The organism is Devosia sp. A449 (assembly GCF_054489375.1).
Map to the genome: position 1 here is coordinate 649,156 of NZ_JBTMWU010000001.1, position 17,597 is coordinate 666,752.

The following is a 17,597-nucleotide window of genomic DNA, read 5'->3' on the forward strand; positions in this document are numbered from 1 at the left end:
GGAAACATGGCCAAACTCACACGTGCCGAACTAGAAAATCATCTTTGGAAATCCGCCGACATCCTGCGCGGCTCCATCGATAGTTCCGATTACAAGATCTACATCTTTGGCTTTCTGTTTCTAAAGCGACTGTCTGATCGTTTTGAGGAAGAGGCCAAAGAGGCTATCCGTCAGGGGCTGCCGGAGAATGTCGCCTATAGCGATCCCGACGAGCATGAATTCTTTCTGGTTGAGCGCGCGCGATGGTCGTCGATCAAAAAACTGACGACGGGCATTGGCGACCAGCTCAACAAGGCATGTGCCGCGATTGAGGATACTAATCCCTCGATTGAAGGCGTGTTGGCCAATATCGACTTCAACTCCGAGTCGCGCCTTGGCGATGCCAAGAACCGCGAAGGCGTCCTGTCGCGTTTGATCGACCACTTCTCACGGATCGACTTGTCCAACGCTTCGCTGTCCGAGCCAGACATGCTTGGTCGCGCCTATGAGTATCTGATCGACAAGTTCGCGGACGACGCAGGCAAGAAGGGCGGCGAGTTCTATACCCCCCACCACGTCGTGCGGCTAATTGTCGAGTTGTTGGACCCCAAGCCAGGCATGCGCATCAGCGACCCCACATGCGGCTCAGGCGGCATGCTGGTTCAGGTCGCCGAGCATGTGGCAAAGCTTGAAGGCAAGAGGCTCGGTGAAGCGCTCAACATCACGCTGCATGGGCAGGAGAAAAACCTAGGCACATGGGCCATAGCCAAGATGAACCTGCTGCTGCACGGGCTTCGCGATGCGCGAATTGAAAAGGGCGATACGATCCGCAATCCGCGCCTGCTCGATCAGGACGGCAACCTGTTTCTTTATGATCGCGTGATCGCCAACCCGCCCTTCTCGCTGGATAGCTGGGGTGCGGAGGACGTGTCAGGCGACACCGAGAAGAAGGGCCATAACCGCTTCATCTACGGCATTCCCCCTAAAAATATGGGCGATCTCGCCTTCGTTCAGCACATGGTGGCAACGCTCAACGCTAAAGGCGTGTGCGGCGTGGTGATGCCGCATGGGGTGCTGTTCCGCGGCTCAGGCGACGGCCGTATTCGCGAGGCGATGCTGAAAGCCGACCTGTTCGAAGCCATTATCGGTTTACCTGAGAATATGTTCGCCGGCACTGGCATTCCAGCGACTGTCTTGATCCTCAATAAGGCGAAAGCGCCCGAGCGAAAAGGCAAGGTGCTGTTCATCCACGGCGCGAAGGAATTCGAGGAGCAACCGAAAAAGAACATTCTAGGCGAAAACAACACCACCCGCATCGTCGACGCGTTTGGAGTATGGGGCGACAATGCGGCTTTCTACAGCAAAGCTTCCAATGCCGAAGAGGTCAGCTACCGCAAGTCCATTTGTGAGCCAAGCGACCGTTTTATGCGCGTCGTCGGCATAAAGGAGATCGCTGAGAATGACTTCAACCTCAACATCTCTCGCTATATCGACACTTTAGAGCCGGAAAAGCCAGTCGATGTGCAGGCCGAACTTGCCAAGCTCTGGAAGGCCGAAAAGGCCCGCGACGAGGCTGCCGCCCGTATGAATAGTCTCCTCAAGGAGATGGGATATGTGGGATAATCGCCCCTCTGACTGGGAGGTGCGCCGTCTCTCAGATATCACAACACGAATAACTCGCAAGAATGACGGCGCCGGTCATCTAGTGATGACTATTTCCGCGAAGCGCGGCTTCATGCTGCAGTCAGATAAATATAGCCGAGACATGGCCGGTCGAAGCGCTGAGCGCTATACGCTGCTCAAGAAGGGGGAATTCGCATATAATAAGGGTAACTCTCTGACTGCGCCGCAGGGCTGCATATTTCGACTGAGCGAAGCAAGCGCGGCGGTACCTTTCGTATATTACTGCTTTAATATTCACAAAGAAATAGATGCAGAGTACGCAGCGCATGCCTTTCAAAATGGCGTCCTAAATAGAGAGTTGGCGAGAGCAATAAATTCCGGGGTCCGGAACGATGGGCTTCTAAATTTACCGGCCGACGACTTCTTTCGCTGCCAAATCTCCGTGCCCCCTTGGCCGGAGCAGCACGCTATTGCCGAGGTCTTGAGCGCTACGGAGGGGGCTATAGCCAAGTCAGAAGAGCTTATTGAAGCGCTCGTGGTTACCAAGAATGGCGTCTTGGAAGAGCGTCTGAGAACCGGAACTGAATGGGCAAAATCCTCATCAAAGGGCTGGAGGGTTTGCCGCTTGCGCGATGTCGCAACGATACAGACCGGGATATCTAAAAGCAAAGGGCGCCAATTTAAGAGGCCTCTTTCCGTACCGTATTTGCGTGTAGCCAACGTCCAAGATGGACACTTGGATCTTAAAGAGGTCAAGCTAATAACGATCGAAGAGGATCAGATTGACCGCTACTCTCTGCAGGTGGGCGACGTACTTTTCAATGAGGGAGGGGATTTTGACAAACTCGGACGCGGCTGCGTTTGGCCGGGTCAAATTTCACCTTGCGTTCATCAGAACCACGTGTTTGCGGTTAGATGTGAATCCACTCTTAATCCTGAATTTCTGGCGCTACTAGCAGCTAGTCGTCACGGAAAGACCTATTTCAGGCTTTCATCAAAACAGACCACAAATCTTGCTTCGATAAACACAAGCGACCTACGCAGCTTTCCGGTCATTTTGCCGCCCATGAATGAGCAGTTGGAAATAGCTGCTCTTGCGAAGAGCTTTGATGCTCGGATCGCCGCAGAAAAAGAAGCGCTCGACCTGCTTAAGAAGACGCGAAACGCTCTTGCACAAGAACTCTTATCGGGTCGGGTACGCGTTCCAGAGAATATCATTGCGCGGCATCGTGACAAGGCCGGGCAAGCGGCATGAACGAGACCAGTGAGCAGCTTGAGCGCGAATGGGTAGAGGAGCCGGCGGTCGACCTCTTGCGGGTGCTGTTCGATTATAAGCCCTTGTCCCCGGAAGATGTGCGACGATTGCGAGATGGGCTGGCGACAGAGCCGGTTCTGACTGGCCGCCTTGCGGAGTGCCTCAGGCGCCTCAATCCTTGGCTTGGCGAGGATGGAGTTCGCCGCGCTGTTGCGGCTGTCACGCGCGTTACGGCCGTCGATGTGATGGAGGCCAACGAGAGCGCCTATACGGCTCTCACCTATGGCGTTACCGCCGCTCACACTGACACCGGCAGACGGCAGGACCGCAATGTGCGGTTCTTCGATTTCGATACCCCATCCGCCAACATGTTCGAGTTCGCCCGGCAGGTCGCTATAAAAGGTGCGCGTCAGGACATCATCCCCGATATCGTCGTATACGTGAACGGCCTCCCGCTCGCGGCCATCGAATGCAAATCGCCGTCATTAGCCGATCCGATGGGCGAGGCAATCCGCCAATTCCGGCGCTATGAAAGTCGTGATGAATTCTCTGGGCTTGGCGCTCCTCGCCTGTTCGAGACAGCGCAGATTTCCATCGCACTGGCGCGCGACGTGGCGAAGTACGGCACGACGCTGACCCCTGCTCGCCAATGGGCCGAATGGAAGGACCCCTATCCGCTTACGCTCGATGCGCTCGCGGCTCAATTGGGTCGAACGCCAACCGGACAAGACATCTTGCTCGCTGGACTTCTCGCACCGGCCAATCTGCTCGATCTTATCCGCAACTTCGTCATGTTCGAAAGCATCGACGGTCGGCGGATCAAGAAACTGGCGCGCTATCAGCAGTTCGTTGCCGTTGGCAAGGCGATAGAGCGCATCCGCAGCGCGCCCAATCCACAGCGCCGTGGCGGCGTGATCCACCATACCCAAGGCTCCGGTAAATCGCTGACGATGGTGTTCCTGGCGACCAAGCTCAGACGCTTGCCCGAGGCCGAAAACCCGACGATTGTCATCGTCACGGATCGAACCGACCTTGATGACCAGATCACCGGGCAATTCCAGCGCTCGGGCTTTGCCAATCCCATCCAGGCTGAAAGCGGGGACGCGCTGCGCAAAGCTCTGTCAGGTGGTGCTGGAACGACCGTTCTGACGACCGTTCATAAGTTTCACAGTGCCGTGCCGAAACGGTCTTCGATCATTTCCAAAGCGCGGAACGTCTTTGTCATGGTCGATGAAGCGCACCGGACGCAGTATGGCGCGCTCGCCGCCCGGATGCGCGCGGGGCTGCCAAATGCCTGCATGATCGCCTTCACCGGCACGCCCATCGACAAAAAAGACCGTAGCACCCGTGAGGTGTTCGGCGATTACCTGCACCGCTACCTGATCGACCAGGCTGTGAAGGATGGAGCGACCGTCCCGATCTATTACGAAATGCGCGATGCACAACTGCGGATCGACGGACGTGATCTCGAACGGGATATTCGCGCGTCTTTTCCGGAACTTTCGGACGAAGAGATTGAGAGGCTGAAGCGCGGCATACGGCTTCAGGAAAAACTGGCCGGAGCGCCGGTTCGGGTGGAGGCTATCGCCAAAGATATCCTTGCGCACTATCGGAGCACCATTGAGCCGAACGGTTTCAAAGCGCAGATCGTGACGGTGAGCCGAGACGTCGCCGTGACCTACGTCGAAGCCTTGCGGAAGCTCGGCGCGCCTGAATGCGCGCTGATCATGTCCGCATCCAACAATGACAGCGCTCGGCTGCAAGCCCATCAGCTGTCCAAGCGTGACCGCGACACCTTGATTGGCCGGTTCAGGAAGCGCGACGATCCGCTTAAAATCTTGGTCGTGTGCGACATGCTTCTGACCGGCTTTGACGCGCCGGTAGAGCAGGTTCTGTATCTCGATGCGCCGCTGCGGGAGCATACGCTTTTGCAGGCAATCGCGCGCGTGAACCGCACCGCTGAAGGCAAGACCTATGGGTTGGTCGTCGATTATTGGGGTGACAATCGGCGCATTTCTGATGCCTTGGATATGTTCTCTGACGAGGACGGCATAGCCAGTGCGCTCCGTCCGCTGTCCGAGAAAATCCAGCTTCTTGAAAGTCGGCATCGAGCGGCCATCCGGCTCTTCGAAGGGATTGGTCGGCAGGACGATACGGCGTGCGTTGAAATGCTGCGTCCGGATGACATTCGCGCCAAATTCGAACTCGACTTCCTGCGCTTTGCCGAAGCCATGGACATGGTCTTGCCTGACCCCAAGGCATTGGAAGAACCCTATCCATCCGACCTGAAGCGGCTATCGCGCATTCGCGTTCTTGCCCGCCGCGCCTATCATGAGGAGCCGTTTGACCCGAAGGACTACGGTGCGAAGGTTGGGGAGATTATTACCAGCCACCTCTCGGTGACGGGTGTTCAGCAGTTGCTTGTGAAGTTCGATATTCTTGACCCTGCTTTTCGTCCGCATCTGGAAAGCCTTCGGTCGAGCGATGCCAAGGCGGCGGAGATCGAGCACGCCATCCGCCAAGAAATCCACGTCCACCGAGACGAAAATCCCACGGCCTACGCTTCGCTCTGGGAACAGTTAGAGCGGATCGTCAACGACAAGCGGGAAGCTCGCGTTTCCGCCGCCAGCGCCTTGACCCAGCTTGAAGCAATGGTGGGGCAAGCCGCAGATATTCGCTCTGGCGCGGCGGGTAGGAGCGATGGTCTCACTGGAACGGCCGTCGCCATCCTGCCCTTCATCGACACCGATCTACCCGACACCGATCGTTGCCGAACCGCTGCCGGCATTACCAAGGCGCTTGAAGAATATTCCGAAGTCGTTGACTGGCATCACAAGGAGGACGTGCAACGGCGGATGCGCCGATCTATCAAGGAGCAGTTGCGCAGCTTGGGGTTGGATGCGCACAAGGTCGAAGCCACGACGGCGAAGATCATGGATGTCGCCCGTGCCAGGTATGCGGGATGACGGACGCAGCTCAGCATTCCATTGTCTTCGGCGGCGAAACCTTCGCGTTCCTGATCGAGCGGACAGCGCGCCGGAAAACCGTGGCGATATCTGTTGGGTTCGATGGGGTGCGCGTCCTTGCACCGTCTGATCTAGATGATGATCTCGTCCTGGGCATCGTTCGCAAGAAAGGTGCTTGGCTGCTTCGCAAACAAGCGGCGTATCGCGAACTTGGGGGACAGCCGGTCTCAAAGGAGTTTGTGAGCGGTGAGACCTTCCACTATCTCGGCCGCCAGTATCGCTTGAAGCTCATTCCCGACGAGACTGCGGTTGTGACCCGGATTGCCGCGAGAGGTTCGACCCTTATCGCGCCGGTGCTGCCGAATGGCCATGCATCCGTCCAGCGCGGCGCTGTCCGCAGTGGTCTCAGGCACTGGTATCGAGCCCATGCGATCCAGCATTTTCCTGTCCGTGCGCGAATGATCGCAGAGACGCTTGGCATTCCAACACCGACCGTCAACGTCGTTGACCAGTCAAAGCGCTGGGGAAGTTGCGATGTGCGAGGACGCATTCGCCTGAACTGGCGCTTGGTGATGGCACCGATGCCATTGGTCGACTACGTTATTGCTCATGAAGCTTGTCACGTTCTAGAGCACAATCATTCTCGGCGTTTTTGGCGCTCGTTAGAAACGATCATGCCGGACTACGAGGATCGCCTAAGAAGACTTGATCGAATGGGGCACCAGTTCATTTGGTGAAGTCGTGCCTTCGCTGCATACACGCCTACGCCGCCTTCCCCCATTTTCGCCATACGGTAGCTTTAGGGGCGCGGCCAGCTACGTGCGCGAATGCGCGGAAGCAACGTGACGGCGGTGACGTGTGTGACGGTGCGGAAGGTGTCAGCAGCGCCACCTGCGGGGGAGGGGGGGTAATCTCTGTGGCGATTGTGGCTCGGACGTTTAACAGTGCGCTAGGATTGAGCGTGCGGCGACGGCCTGCTGGACGCCAATTTGACCGTGTCGCACGACACGCTACATGTACGAGGAGTATTTTGGGGGCGTTGACCAATGGCAAACAAAACAGTGAAAGAAAATGCGGCACGAAAAGACCGCATCCAAAATCGCCTCAAGAATGGGCGGAAGTTCTTCCAAAATCCGGCGGCCGTCACCACAGATGACTTCGTTTGGCTGGGTTTCGACGGAAGCGACGCCGCCATGGCAGATGCCGCGTGGGACCTTGAACAGACCTACAACCAGCTAACTTCCCATGAGACCTTGCTTGCAGAAGTATTGCTTTCGATAGCGATGGCCAGCCCAGGCGCCGATCGGAAGCCCCTGCCTCATGTCCGCGTGACCCAGGCCATGAATAATCTGCTCAACCAGAAAAAACGTCAGGTCGGCAAGCCGCGCGATAAGCGCGACGATGCGATTATCCTAGAAATAGCCGCGCTTGTCTTTGCCGAGGAGACGGGGTTCGCCACCATAGAGAGCTTGAACTCCACGGCTCGGCAAGTCTTGCGTAAACGTGGCGAAACCGATCCGCTCGATGACCGAGTACGTCACATCATTCAAAAATTTAACAAGAACAAGGACGCCTATCTGAGGCTCGCGTCGGTATGGAGTGACGCTCGTCAACAAATAGAAGAAAAAGTCGCTAATGCCGTTGCGGCCATCGAGGCTTTGGGCGTGCCGGTTAGCCGAACTCAAGGGCGCTATTTCCCGAATTAACGCCCTAAATTTCAGATACCTACCTTCGCTATTCCGATGTTTCTCAATCAAGGAGAACATCGTGCCATTTACCCCCGATCAATCTAATCTGCACCCGCTTGCTCCCCTTCCACGGCAGCCGGCCTTTGAGAAGCTTACCACCTTGAAGGGCGCTGCCGCACACTTCGGCCTGCCATATTACAAGGTGCAGCGCGCCGCCCGTGCGGGGATCATCCCAACATACTTCGTGTATAACAGTCGGCGTTTGGTGAAGCTGTCGGATGTGGCAGCGATCATCAATTCCTCTCGTCAGGGAGGCGGCAATGTCTAATCCCGTATTTATGGCAGAGGCACCAAAATACTGGAATCGCGGCTTCGGCGTTACTCCCGTTGAGGGAAAAACGCCGGTTATGACGGGCTGGACGGGCCAGTTGGGCAGCTTGCCGAACAAGGCAAAGCAAACCGCACTTCTGGAACAGTATGGCAATAAGGGTGTTGGCCTCTTGCTTGGCGGGGCTCTCCCAAGCGGGCAAGTTTTGATCGCGCTTGACGTCGATGACGATAGACTGCTGAACCTCGCACTCAGCCTACTGGGACTAAATCGTGTGAAACGCCGAGCCGTTCTGTCCGGCAAGCGTGGCAAGAAAGGCGGCACGATTTTCGGGAGGGCAGAAAAGTCACTCAAACCCACCGTAATCAAGGGTGGCCATGGGCTTGGGAATATCGATGTTCTTGCTGCGGGCAAGCAGACCGTCATGCCTCCATCTATTCACCCCGAAACCGGCAAGCCATACGAAACTCTGGGGGCGGACCTTCTTGAGGTGGATTTGGCAGAACTCCCCGAGATTACTGCGCACCACATCGACTTGGCGCGCGTAACGACCGGTTCCGAACACGCAGGTGCCGTGATTTCGGGCAAGGCCACCCATGATGCTGGCGTCGCTCTCGCTGCAATACTGGTTCAAGCCAGAGCGTCTGATGAGGAAATCGTCGCCATTTTCGAAGGGCTTTTGCCCGAAGACTATGCCGGAAACTCTCTTGCAGAACTGGCAGAGTGGATCGAATCGGCCCGCAAGAAGGGTTTTGACGCGCCGCAGGAAGAGGGCAGCTCCTTGACGCAGGTCCTTGTTGGCCTTGCGCTTACAAGTACCATGGGGCTGTTCAATGATGGTGACGGTCATGCCTATGCAACTCTGCCGCACCTTGGAAGGGGCGTGGCGGTTCGTGTGGAATCTGCCAGTTTCACGCTTTGGCTTCGTCACCTCGTACATACTGAGTTGGCCCGCCCCGTTAGCAGCGGCCCGCTCAGGGAAGCTGTGGCAACGCTGGAGGCCATAGCGCTATTCGACCATGCGTCTTCCCCTGTCCACGTGAGAATTGCGGGAGATACCCGACACATTGTTATCGATCTCGGCGGTGACAACGGCGGAGCCGTTCAAATCGACGGTAACGGCTGGCAAGTTTCATCCAACTCAGAGTTCAAGTTTGTTCGGGGCGCAGGCTTCCGAGCATTGGCCGGACCGCAGCGCAATGGGGACCTTGGCGCGCTCCAGACGTTTCTGGGCTTGGATGATCTGAATTATCGTTTGTTGCTGGCGTTTCTGATTAACGGCCTCAAGCCCAGCGGGCCGTATTTCATCTTGTTGGTGGAAGGCGAGCAGGGCTCAGGAAAAAGCTTCTTTTGTGAGATCATTAAGCGGATCCTCGATCCCAATGTCGCCGTGAGGCTTCGGCTTCCCGACAAACCTCAGGATCTCATGATCCAGGCAAAGGAATATCGGCTGCTCAATTTCGACAATGCGTCGGGAATGAGTGGTGAAATGTCGGACGTGCTCTGTTCATTGGCCACCGGTGGCGGCATCGCCGTTCGGAAACTTTATAGCGATGGCGACCTATACGTCATGAGCTATTCCCGCCCCTTCGTGATCAACGGAATCGGGGGCTACGCCAGTCGCCCTGACCTCATGGAACGTGGGATTCCAATTCGATTGTCGCCAATGGCGGAAGGTGGCCGCAAGACCGAAGCCGAACTGTTTGAAGAATTCGACCGCATCCTGCCCGGCGTTCTCGGCTGCCTCTACGACGCCATTTCGAGCGCATTGCGGACCTTCGATGCAGTCGAGCCGCCCCGCCATCTTCGTATGGCTGATGCGGCGCGTTGGATCAAAGCAAGTGAAAGCGGTCTTGGCCAAGAGCCCAACGCCCTGATTGACGCTATCGCGACGGCGCAGCGCGATTTCGTGGTGGACCGCATCAACGAGGATCCGCTTGTCGTAAGGCTGCGCAATATCGCTCAGCGGCAGACCTATGAGGGCTACATCGGCGACCTCTTTGCCGAAGTCATCGGCGAGGTGGGATTCAGTTTGGGCCGCTCGCTGCCCAAGTCGCCCTCGCAACTTTCCAACCAACTCAAACGAATGCGCCCGGCAATGGCGCAAGCGGGCGTCATTGTTGAGTTTCTCGATAAAGATCGGAAGGGAAGGCAGATAAGGGTGTCGGTCGACGATGGCGAGCGGAAAAAGCAGCCATTTTGACGTGACGGTGTGATGCCTGTGACGGCCCGTTCAGCCCAGAGCAGCTGAGCACCAGGGGAGGGGGGAGTCCCTCCCCTACCTGCGGCGCGCCCCGCAGCGGCCTGCGGCCACCGTCACCGCCGTCACCCCGTCACCTTGGCGTCCGAATGCCCTTCGCCGCGATCCCAACCCGAATGGGCGTGGAATCCGCCCCTGATCCTGAATACCGCGAGGCCCCGGACGCCGGGACCTCGAATCCTCCGAAAACACGCTGCGAATATCCGTTGAGGCCGCTTGGTTCCTTTGTGGTTCCACGCCTGAACGCCGAGAAATTGTGCGCGATATATCGCCCGTGTTTTCCTGTTTTTGGTTGAATTCACAATAGGTTAAACGCAATGAAACCCTTCGATGTCTCCATCACCAAGCGTGTGCGTCGTCGCCCACTGGCCGGTGGTAGTGTGGTTGAACTGATTCGCTGGTTCGCCAATTATCGCGATCCCGATACCGGGCAGCGCAAGCTCCCCTCGTTCGAGACGCGCCGCGAGGCGGAAGCCTTCAAAACCGTGTTGTTGGGCAAGGTCCATGCGGGGGTCTATGTCGATCCCAGCCGTGCCCCGACGGTTGCCGAGGCGGTGGCGCATTTCCTGGCCAACCGGGAAACCGAGGTCAAAGCCTCGACGCACTATGGCTATCGGGTCGTCGCCAAGGCCATTACTGGTCCGCTGCTCGAAGGCACGGTGCAGGAACGCGCCGAATACGCCCTCTCTGGAAAATTGCCCCGGCGCGACGCCCGGTTGCTGAAAATGTTGGGTGAGGTCTCGACCGCCGCTCTCGCCACTGCGGATATTCGTAATTGGCATCGCACCGTCATGGAGCAGGTGGGGCGGTACACGGCCAACCGTGCGCTCTCGATGCTGAAGGCAGCGCTGGCGCTGTGCGAGGAGGATTATCGGGTCCGGGCTCCCGCCATGCCCTCCAATGTCGTGCGTCGGCGCAGCAAGGTCAAAAAGACCATTCTGACGTCGGAGCAGGTGGCCAAACTCATTGCCCAGGCCAAGGCCGACACGCATCGCGGCATCTACTATGCCTTCCCGTTTCTCACCGGCACTCGGATCAGCGAGCAGCTAGGGCTTCTTTGGGAGGATGTAGACTTTGACGGCAATCGCATCCACGTCCGACGGATTCAGGAGCGGGACGGCAGCCTCACAGAGGCCACCAAGACCGAGGCGGGCGTGCGCGAAATCCCTATGGCGGCGACGCTGCGGGAGATGCTGCTTGCTTGGCGTCTCGTCTGCCCGCGGACCGACGGTAAGCTCCACCGAGTCTTTCCTGGCCCCGGTAGGCTGCAACCTTGGCCGTTGCCCCGCAAAGACGGCGGTGGGCCGCTGCTCTATCAGAACTTCCGCAAGCGGTTCTGGGTGCCGGCGTTCGGGGCCCTCAAGCTGCCGTATGTGACGCCGCATGCGGCGCGGCACGGTTTCATCTCCACCTTGCAGGCGCAGGGGGTGGAAGTGGGCTTGGTCGCCAAGCTCGCTGGCCATGCCAATGCCAATGTGACGCTGGGGCACTACACCCAGGCGGTCCGTGGCGGCGAAGCTGCCATGCTGGGGCTGGAGCAGACCTTCACGTCAAGCACGGGGGAGGCGGCTCATGCGTAGGGAGCAAACCCAAGGACATCTCAAGTTGATGATTGAGGCGATCAATATATTGTTGGACCGATCATTGATCGCGTGGTCTCCAATCCATTTGCGGCCACCAAAGCATGGCCACATTGCTGTTGAGCTCGCGGGACAGCCGTCAGTCATTGTCTGGCACGACGTCGGCTATGGAGAATTATCAATCTCAGTCTGGTGGAGGTTCGATTACGAAGCCTACTGTCGACGAGCGTCGCCCATCGCAAACTTCGCGACGACGTTGCCGGCGGCCAGCAGGACAAGATATCCGCAGTTTGTCGGAGCGGCGGCCAGTGTATGGCTTGAAAGGAAGGACGGCCTTTTTGTCCAGGGGACGCCTGCCCTTTTGTTCGACGTCTACACCCGAAAAGGGGTTGAGAAGGAGCTTTCAGAGCTCCCTTGGGAAGAGCCACGCGGGTTCAAGATATCCGGGGATTACTACCTGTAGGGCCGCGCCACTACCGGACCGCGCCGCTGCCATGCGGCGGGCCGCCTGCGCCTGGGGCTCTGACGGTCGCTACCCGCGTAGCCGCCGGTGCTCCCGGCCACGGGTGTATGCCTCCCGTGGCCGCGCCACCATGCTAGTGGCGTACGGGGGCAGCTGGCCTCAGCCTCCCCCCACCTGCGCTAACGAAACAATATACGAAGGGACCCGTTCGGGTCTGCGCCATATCCGGGGGTCGTTGTCACGATGCCGGACGTTTGCTCGCGCGCTTCTTTATGGGAGGAGCGGACATGGGGGCTTCATCGCTTTCCTCCAACAATTGCCCAACTTTCACATCCAACGCTTGCGCCGTGTGCCACAGCGTCAGTGCGGTGGGATTGCGCCTGCCAAGCTCAAGAGCGCTGATATAGGCGCGGTCTACGCCCATTCGCGCTGCTACAGCGTCTTGAGACAGATCTGCCGCGAGACGGTAGCGCCTGACATTTTCCCCGATGACCCGTCGCACATCCATGCGACATAACGAGCAAAATTGTGCACGTTAGCGCGACGCACTATAATGCTCGTTATCAGGTTTCGGGAGTGAGCATGAAAGCCCATACAATCGTGATCGCCGCCTTGGCGTTGATCTCCGCGCCATCGGTTCAGGCTGCGATTATTCTGGAGGTCCAGCCAGACAAATTCCAGTTTGAAGGGCCAACGGATAGAGTGGGCTACGACGGGAAGGCATTTTTATGTGACTTCAAAGATGCTGCCTACGTTTCAACAGATGGTACGCTTCAAGCCGAGCGGACATTCGACTGGTGGAAATGGGATCAGTCGAGCAGCTTTCTCTTCGAGAGTTCAACGGGTGTGATGACCACCCAAGAAAAGACCGAAAAATGGGCTGTTCTCCGGCAAGGCTCCAATCATCGTGATCTGCTTGCACACTTGCCTGACGCAGACCCGCTATTAAACCAGCTGCGTATTTTCACATACACGCAGCCGATGCGGTTCTGGCTGACCGATGGTGCGGATGTTTATTCCGGCACCTGCAATATGGTGACGAATTGAGGAGAGCTCCTGATGGAACCCGATTGGAACCGCAGACTTCAACCAAGCTGATTCGTTGCTACCAAACGGCAAGCTATGGCCCTCGGGTGGAACGAGTCTGGCAGAGGTTTTGGATTGGGTGAATCGCGGCAAAGGCCCGGAAAACGGGCCAGAAAAACCAAAGGCCGGGCAATAAGCCCGGCCTTTTGTTGCCACTCCCAGATTGGGAGGATTTGGAGCGGGCGATGGGATTCGAACCCACGACCCTAACCTTGGCAAGGTTATGCTCTACCCCTGAGCTACACCCGCGCTCCGTTTGCCGGTCAGTGCCTTAGCACCGGTCGACGGGCGCTATATGCCCAATCACTTGACCGATTGCAACCCACTTTTTGGCGCTATCGTCATCTTGTCGGCGTCTTAGTGGCCCAAGGGCTTGTCAGGTCACCGTTCGCTGGCGCAAGAAGGGCCACGAATATCCCAGTTTGCCTCGGTTGAAGGGCCTTGTTCCGTCATGTCCACTCCGCTTAACGGCGTTGCCGCTACCCCCCAGTCTTCCGCGCCTGTTGGCGCTCTGATCAAGGATTCGAGCGATTCTGCATTTAAGGTCGATGTGATCGATGCTTCGCTCGACCAGCCGGTGCTGGTTGATTTCTGGGCGCCCTGGTGCGGCCCGTGCCGCGCGCTGACCCCGACGCTCGAAAAAGTGGTCACCGAAAAGGCCGGAGCGATTCGGCTGATCAAGATAAACATCGACGAGCACCCACAGATTGCCGGCCAGCTCGGCGTGCAGTCGATACCAGCCGTGTTCGCCTTTGCCGGCGGCCGCCCGGTCGATGGCTTCATGGGCGCGCTGCCCGAGGGTGAAGTGCGCCGCTTTGCCGAGAAGGTGATTGCCGGTGCTCCGGCGCCGCAGCCGGCTGCTGATTCGATGGAAGCCCAGATCGCCGAGGCCATCGCCGCCGCCGAGGCCGCGCTAACCGCCGGCGACCTCGGTCGCGCCGCGCAGATTTTCGGCATGGTGCTGCAGCATCAGCCCGACCATGTGCCCGCGCTGCTAGGGCAGACCCGGGTCTACCTGGCCGCCGGCGAGACCGAGCAGGCCCAGGCCACGCTGGATCTGGTGCCCGAAGCCGACCGGACGGGCGACGCCTATAGCGCGCTGGCCAATTCCATCCGCCTGCTCGCCGAAGCTGCCAATGTCAGCGAAATCGCGACGCTGGAAGCCGCCGTTGCCGCCAACCCCGATGACCATCAGGCCCGCTATGATCTGGCGCTGGCGCTCAATGCCGAAGGCAAGCGCGTCGAGGCCGCCGAGGCGCTGATCGCCAGCTTCAAGCGTGACCGCACTTGGAACGACGACGGCGCGCGCAAAAAGCTGCTCGAATTCTTCGACGCCTGGGGCCCCAAGGATCCGGCGACACTCAAGGGCAGGCGCCTGCTGTCGGCGGCGCTGTTCTCGTAAGGGAAACGAATCGATGCTGAAACGCCCGGCCGCTCCGGCCGACCTGCCCAAATCCGTACCGCTGTTTCCGCTGTCGGGCGCTTTGCTGCTGCCGTTTTCGCATCGCCCGCTCAATATCTTCGAGCCGCGCTATATCGAGCTGATCGATGCGGCGCTGCGCGGCGACCGGTTGATCGGGCTGATACAGCCCGAGGACATCAGCGAGGAAAGCCCCAAGACCCGCAGCCCGCTGCAGGCCATTGGCTGTCTGGGGCGGCTGACCCATTTCGAGGAAAGTGGCGAAGGCCGCTACTTCGTCATTCTCGAAGGAGTGACGCGGTTTCGCCTGGCCCATGAATTGACCGTGCTGACGCCGTATCGGCAGGGCGTGATCGCGGCGGAAGATTACGCCAGCGATTTCACCCGCGATTTCGGCGAGGAGGCGGTGGACCGCGAGCGCTTCGTCAAGATGATGCGCGACTATGCCGAATTCGCCAGCATCGAGCTGAACTGGGAAGAGATCGAGCGGACCGGCACCGCCGATCTGGTCAATTTCTGCTGCATGGTCGGCCCCTACGGTCCGGCCGAGAAGCAGGTGCTGCTCGAGGCGCAGACGCTGGAGCAGCGGGCCGAGACGTTGATCGCCATGACCGAATATGAAATTGCCCGGGGCGCCAGCGGCGGCGCCAGCTCGCTCAACTGACCATGGCCCAGGCGCCCGCCCCCAATCCGCGCCATGAGTTCGACGTCAAGACGCTCGAAATGCTGGTCTGCCCGCTGACCAAGACGCGGCTGACGCTATCGGCCGACCGCAGCGAGCTGATTTCGGTAGCAGCGCGGCTGGCCTTTCCGATTGTGAAGGGCGTGCCGCTGCTCAGCCTCGACGAAGCCCGCAATGTCGACCCCGAAGCCCTGCGGAAAATGCCGGAGCTGAAGGGCGGCGGCTAAGGCGGGATCACCTCATAGCGGTCGCGGATATGCTCGTTGTAGTAGCGCCCGGCTGAGGGGGCGGTGCAGAGCTCGTAAAACACCTCTTCGGGCACCTCGAGATGGTCATAGGGGCCACCCGAGGGCTTGAACCAGATTTGCAGCACCCGGCTCTCTGGATCGTACTCCGCGCGCTCGATCGCCGTGGAGTCGAACCGGACCATTTTAGATCGGCAAGCCGCTGAGCAGTTTCGGGCCGCTGCCGGACACGCCCGACGCAGTGCGAATCAGCGCCGCCTTGATCGGACCGGCCCGATCCACCAGCCCCAGCCCGACATCGCGCAGCGCACGCACCGGGGCGAGGTCGTTGGAAAACAGCCGATTGAGCCCATCGGTCATCGCCGCCATGCTGGCCGTATCGAGCCGGCGCCAGCTCTGATAGCGCCCCAGCACATCGGCGCCGCCATGATCGAGCCCGAGCCGGATCGATTCGATCACCACTTCGGCCAAAGCCGCCACATCCTTGAGCCCCAGATTAAGCCCCTGTCCGGCAATCGGATGCACCACATGCGCAGCGTCGCCGACCAGTGCCAGGCGAGGGGCAATAAACTCGCGCGCAATCTGCAGCCGCAGCGGAAACCCCTGCAAATCTTCCTCGACAGTAACCGCGCCCAGGCTGGACCCCATCACCGCCTCGATTTCGCGCGCCAGCGTGGCGTGGTCCATGGCGAGGAAACGTGGCGCATCGGCCGTCCGCTCGGTCCACACCAGCGACGAGCGGTTGCCCGGCAGCGGCAGGCTGGCAAACGGTCCGGCGGGGCGGAAATGCTCATAGGCCATGCCATCATGCGGCAATTCATGGCCGATATTGGTGACCAGCCCGGTCTGCCCATAATCATGGGCGATGACGCCAATCTGGGCCATGTTGCGCAGGGTCGACTGGCCACCATCGGCAGCGACCACCAGTGGGGCGCTCAGCACACGGCCATCGGCCAGCGTCAGCCTTGCGCTGCCAGCACCTTCGGCAAAGCCGGTAATGGTGGCCGGGGCAATGACCTCGATATGCGCGGACACGGCATCAAGCAGCACCTGGCCGCTGACGCGGTTGGGCACCATATGGGCAAAGGCCTCGCCCGGCGCCACATCGCCATCAAAGGTCAGGAATAGCGGTCGGGCGATATCGCCCTCGCCCGAATCGGTGATCCGCATGGCGGTGATCGGCTGGGCTTCGGCGGCCATCGCCGGCCACACGCCCAGTGCCTCGAACACCCGGCGCACCCCGGCGGCAATGGCCGAAGCGCGGGCATCGCGCGGCACTGACAGCGGCCGGCGATCGACGAGGCCAATACGGATGCCGCGGGCCGACTGCACCAGCGCCAGCGCCAGCGTCAGGCCCACCGGCCCTCCACCCACGATCAGCACGTCGAAATTATCGTTGCTAGTGCTCATGCCGTGTCTCCTTGCGCTCTATTTGTGGTCCGGCCGTGTTTTGGTGCAAGCGCGCTGATCGTCGCGGCGACTGCTGCAATTTTGATCAGAGGCTTTTCGCCTTGCGCGAAAATTGAGCATTTATCCGGCCGCACGCGCCGGCCGATTCCAACGAAAATCATAAGTCATTGAATCATCTTGTATTTTCGCTGCGTCCCCGACTTGGCACGGCGCTTGAGTCGTCTTGTGCATTCCAGACAGCGCCAAGTCGCAAAGGGGAACACATGAAACTGGTGATCGCGATTATCAAGCCATCACGCCTCGAAGAGGTGCGCCAGGCTCTCAATACGCTCGATGTCCACGGCATGACCGTGACCGAGGTGAAGGGCTATGGCCGCCAGAAGGGCCACTCGGAAATCTATCGCGGCACGGAATATGCCGTCCACTTCGTGCCCAAGCTCAAACTCGAAATCGCCGTCGACGATGATCTCGCCGACGCCGTCAGCACCGCCATCAGCGACAGCGCCCGCACCGGTCGCATCGGCGACGGCAAGATTTTCGTGCTCGACCTGCTCGCCGTCACCCGTATCCGCACCGGCGAAACCGGCGCGTCTGCACTTTAGCGCGCGTCCC

17 protein-coding genes and 1 tRNA gene are annotated in these 17,597 nt (G+C 59.2%); 14 read left to right on the forward strand and 4 right to left on the reverse strand.

All coding sequences use genetic code 11. The features are described from left to right. The first annotated feature begins 6 nt into the window (after window positions 1–6). The 9 genes from ACX3OW_RS03175 to ACX3OW_RS03215 all read left to right on the forward strand — a co-directional run bounded on the left by ACX3OW_RS03175 (window position 7) and on the right by ACX3OW_RS03215 (window position 12,142). Window positions 7–1,602: a type I restriction-modification system subunit M gene (locus ACX3OW_RS03175; RefSeq protein ID WP_459094287.1), complete on the forward strand. Its 1,596-nt coding sequence runs from the start codon at window positions 7–9 to the stop codon at window positions 1,600–1,602. Continuing rightward, window positions 1,592–2,857 carry a restriction endonuclease subunit S gene (locus ACX3OW_RS03180; protein ID WP_459094288.1) on the forward strand — a complete coding sequence of 422 codons (1,266 nt, stop codon included), beginning with the start codon at window positions 1,592–1,594 and terminating at the stop codon, window positions 2,855–2,857. The genes ACX3OW_RS03175 and ACX3OW_RS03180 overlap by 11 nt, the downstream gene beginning before the upstream one ends. Next, complete coding sequence (locus tag ACX3OW_RS03185) at window positions 2,854–5,823, forward strand: type I restriction endonuclease subunit R (RefSeq protein ID WP_459094289.1); 2,970 nt, start codon at window positions 2,854–2,856, stop codon at window positions 5,821–5,823. Before ACX3OW_RS03180 ends, ACX3OW_RS03185 begins: the two co-directional genes overlap by 4 nt. After that, a complete protein-coding gene (locus ACX3OW_RS03190) occupies window positions 5,820–6,560 on the forward strand; it encodes a M48 family metallopeptidase (protein WP_459094290.1) in 741 nt (246 codons plus the stop codon). The genes ACX3OW_RS03185 and ACX3OW_RS03190 overlap by 4 nt, the downstream gene beginning before the upstream one ends. Before the next feature lie 309 nt (window positions 6,561–6,869). Further along, window positions 6,870–7,529 carry a hypothetical protein gene (locus tag ACX3OW_RS03195; RefSeq protein WP_459094291.1) on the forward strand — a complete coding sequence of 220 codons (660 nt, stop codon included), beginning with the start codon at window positions 6,870–6,872 and terminating at the stop codon, window positions 7,527–7,529. 61 nt (window positions 7,530–7,590) lie between these two features. Further along, the gene (locus tag ACX3OW_RS03200; protein ID WP_459094292.1) at window positions 7,591–7,839 is read left to right on the forward strand and encodes a hypothetical protein; all 249 of its coding nucleotides are present in this window, start codon (window positions 7,591–7,593) and stop codon (window positions 7,837–7,839) included. Beyond that, window positions 7,832–10,042: a bifunctional DNA primase/polymerase gene (locus ACX3OW_RS03205; RefSeq protein WP_459094293.1), complete on the forward strand. Its 2,211-nt coding sequence runs from the start codon at window positions 7,832–7,834 to the stop codon at window positions 10,040–10,042. Before ACX3OW_RS03200 ends, ACX3OW_RS03205 begins: the two co-directional genes overlap by 8 nt. Window positions 10,043–10,416: 374 nt before the next feature. Continuing rightward, the gene (locus tag ACX3OW_RS03210) at window positions 10,417–11,679 is read left to right on the forward strand and encodes a tyrosine-type recombinase/integrase (RefSeq protein ID WP_459094294.1); all 1,263 of its coding nucleotides are present in this window, start codon (window positions 10,417–10,419) and stop codon (window positions 11,677–11,679) included. A gap of 28 nt (window positions 11,680–11,707) precedes the next feature. After that, a complete protein-coding gene (locus ACX3OW_RS03215) occupies window positions 11,708–12,142 on the forward strand; it encodes a hypothetical protein (RefSeq protein WP_459094295.1) in 435 nt (144 codons plus the stop codon). 238 nt (window positions 12,143–12,380) lie between these two features. On the opposite strand, the gene ACX3OW_RS03220 is transcribed toward ACX3OW_RS03215, so the two are convergent. Next, window positions 12,381–12,650 (reverse strand): helix-turn-helix domain-containing protein, encoded by a 270-nt coding sequence (locus ACX3OW_RS03220; protein WP_459094296.1) that lies wholly within the window; start codon window positions 12,648–12,650, stop codon window positions 12,381–12,383. A 74-nt stretch (window positions 12,651–12,724) separates the two neighbouring features. Between ACX3OW_RS03220 and ACX3OW_RS03225 the strand changes: the two genes are divergently transcribed. Beyond that, a complete protein-coding gene (locus ACX3OW_RS03225) occupies window positions 12,725–13,189 on the forward strand; it encodes a hypothetical protein (RefSeq protein WP_459094297.1) in 465 nt (154 codons plus the stop codon). A gap of 213 nt (window positions 13,190–13,402) precedes the next feature. On the opposite strand, the gene ACX3OW_RS03230 is transcribed toward ACX3OW_RS03225, so the two are convergent. Further along, window positions 13,403–13,477: transfer RNA gene (locus ACX3OW_RS03230), tRNA-Gly, on the reverse strand. A 202-nt stretch (window positions 13,478–13,679) separates the two neighbouring features. Here ACX3OW_RS03230 and ACX3OW_RS03235 point away from each other — a divergent pair. From ACX3OW_RS03235 to ACX3OW_RS03245, 3 genes are read left to right on the forward strand one after another with little or no spacing between them, the layout of a single operon-like run. Then, window positions 13,680–14,630, forward strand: coding sequence for a tetratricopeptide repeat protein (locus tag ACX3OW_RS03235; RefSeq protein ID WP_459094298.1), 951 nt, complete (start codon window positions 13,680–13,682; stop codon window positions 14,628–14,630). 13 nt (window positions 14,631–14,643) lie between these two features. Next, window positions 14,644–15,312, forward strand: a complete 669-nt coding sequence (locus ACX3OW_RS03240) for an LON peptidase substrate-binding domain-containing protein (protein ID WP_459094299.1) — start codon at window positions 14,644–14,646, stop codon at window positions 15,310–15,312. Window positions 15,313–15,314: 2 nt separating this feature from the next. Beyond that, the gene (locus tag ACX3OW_RS03245; protein ID WP_459094300.1) at window positions 15,315–15,557 is read left to right on the forward strand and encodes a Trm112 family protein; all 243 of its coding nucleotides are present in this window, start codon (window positions 15,315–15,317) and stop codon (window positions 15,555–15,557) included. Here ACX3OW_RS03245 and ACX3OW_RS03250 read toward each other — a convergent pair. Then, window positions 15,554–15,760: a KTSC domain-containing protein gene (locus ACX3OW_RS03250; RefSeq protein WP_459094301.1), complete on the reverse strand. Its 207-nt coding sequence runs from the start codon at window positions 15,758–15,760 to the stop codon at window positions 15,554–15,556. The genes ACX3OW_RS03245 and ACX3OW_RS03250 overlap by 4 nt on opposite strands. A 1-nt stretch (window position 15,761) precedes the next feature. Next, entirely contained in the window at window positions 15,762–16,985 is a 1,224-nt protein-coding gene (locus ACX3OW_RS03255; protein ID WP_459094302.1) for an FAD-dependent monooxygenase, read from the reverse strand. 263 nt (window positions 16,986–17,248) lie between these two features. On the opposite strand from ACX3OW_RS03255, the gene ACX3OW_RS03260 reads away from it, so the two are divergent. Then, the gene (locus tag ACX3OW_RS03260; protein WP_459094303.1) at window positions 17,249–17,587 is read left to right on the forward strand and encodes a P-II family nitrogen regulator; all 339 of its coding nucleotides are present in this window, start codon (window positions 17,249–17,251) and stop codon (window positions 17,585–17,587) included. Window positions 17,588–17,597: the final 10 nt, after the last annotated feature.

Excerpts from the sequence above, each read along its gene's own strand:
- ACX3OW_RS03175 (WP_459094287.1), top strand. The coding sequence starts at position 7 with ATGGCCAAACTCACACGTGCCGAACTAGAAAATCATCTTTGGAAATCC.
- ACX3OW_RS03180 (WP_459094288.1), top strand. The coding sequence starts at position 1,592 with ATGTGGGATAATCGCCCCTCTGACTGGGAGGTGCGCCGTCTCTCAGAT.
- ACX3OW_RS03185 (WP_459094289.1), top strand. The coding sequence starts at position 2,854 with ATGAACGAGACCAGTGAGCAGCTTGAGCGCGAATGGGTAGAGGAGCCG.
- ACX3OW_RS03190 (WP_459094290.1), top strand. The coding sequence starts at position 5,820 with ATGACGGACGCAGCTCAGCATTCCATTGTCTTCGGCGGCGAAACCTTC.
- ACX3OW_RS03195 (WP_459094291.1), top strand. The coding sequence starts at position 6,870 with ATGGCAAACAAAACAGTGAAAGAAAATGCGGCACGAAAAGACCGCATC.
- ACX3OW_RS03205 (WP_459094293.1), top strand. The coding sequence starts at position 7,832 with ATGTCTAATCCCGTATTTATGGCAGAGGCACCAAAATACTGGAATCGC.
- ACX3OW_RS03210 (WP_459094294.1), top strand. The coding sequence starts at position 10,417 with ATGAAACCCTTCGATGTCTCCATCACCAAGCGTGTGCGTCGTCGCCCA.
- ACX3OW_RS03215 (WP_459094295.1), top strand. The coding sequence starts at position 11,708 with ATGATTGAGGCGATCAATATATTGTTGGACCGATCATTGATCGCGTGG.
- ACX3OW_RS03220 (WP_459094296.1), bottom strand. The coding sequence starts at position 12,650 with ATGGATGTGCGACGGGTCATCGGGGAAAATGTCAGGCGCTACCGTCTC.
- ACX3OW_RS03225 (WP_459094297.1), top strand. The coding sequence starts at position 12,725 with ATGAAAGCCCATACAATCGTGATCGCCGCCTTGGCGTTGATCTCCGCG.
- ACX3OW_RS03235 (WP_459094298.1), top strand. The coding sequence starts at position 13,680 with ATGTCCACTCCGCTTAACGGCGTTGCCGCTACCCCCCAGTCTTCCGCG.
- ACX3OW_RS03240 (WP_459094299.1), top strand. The coding sequence starts at position 14,644 with ATGCTGAAACGCCCGGCCGCTCCGGCCGACCTGCCCAAATCCGTACCG.
- ACX3OW_RS03245 (WP_459094300.1), top strand. The coding sequence starts at position 15,315 with ATGGCCCAGGCGCCCGCCCCCAATCCGCGCCATGAGTTCGACGTCAAG.
- ACX3OW_RS03250 (WP_459094301.1), bottom strand. The coding sequence starts at position 15,760 with ATGGTCCGGTTCGACTCCACGGCGATCGAGCGCGCGGAGTACGATCCA.
- ACX3OW_RS03255 (WP_459094302.1), bottom strand. The coding sequence starts at position 16,985 with ATGAGCACTAGCAACGATAATTTCGACGTGCTGATCGTGGGTGGAGGG.
- ACX3OW_RS03260 (WP_459094303.1), top strand. The coding sequence starts at position 17,249 with ATGAAACTGGTGATCGCGATTATCAAGCCATCACGCCTCGAAGAGGTG.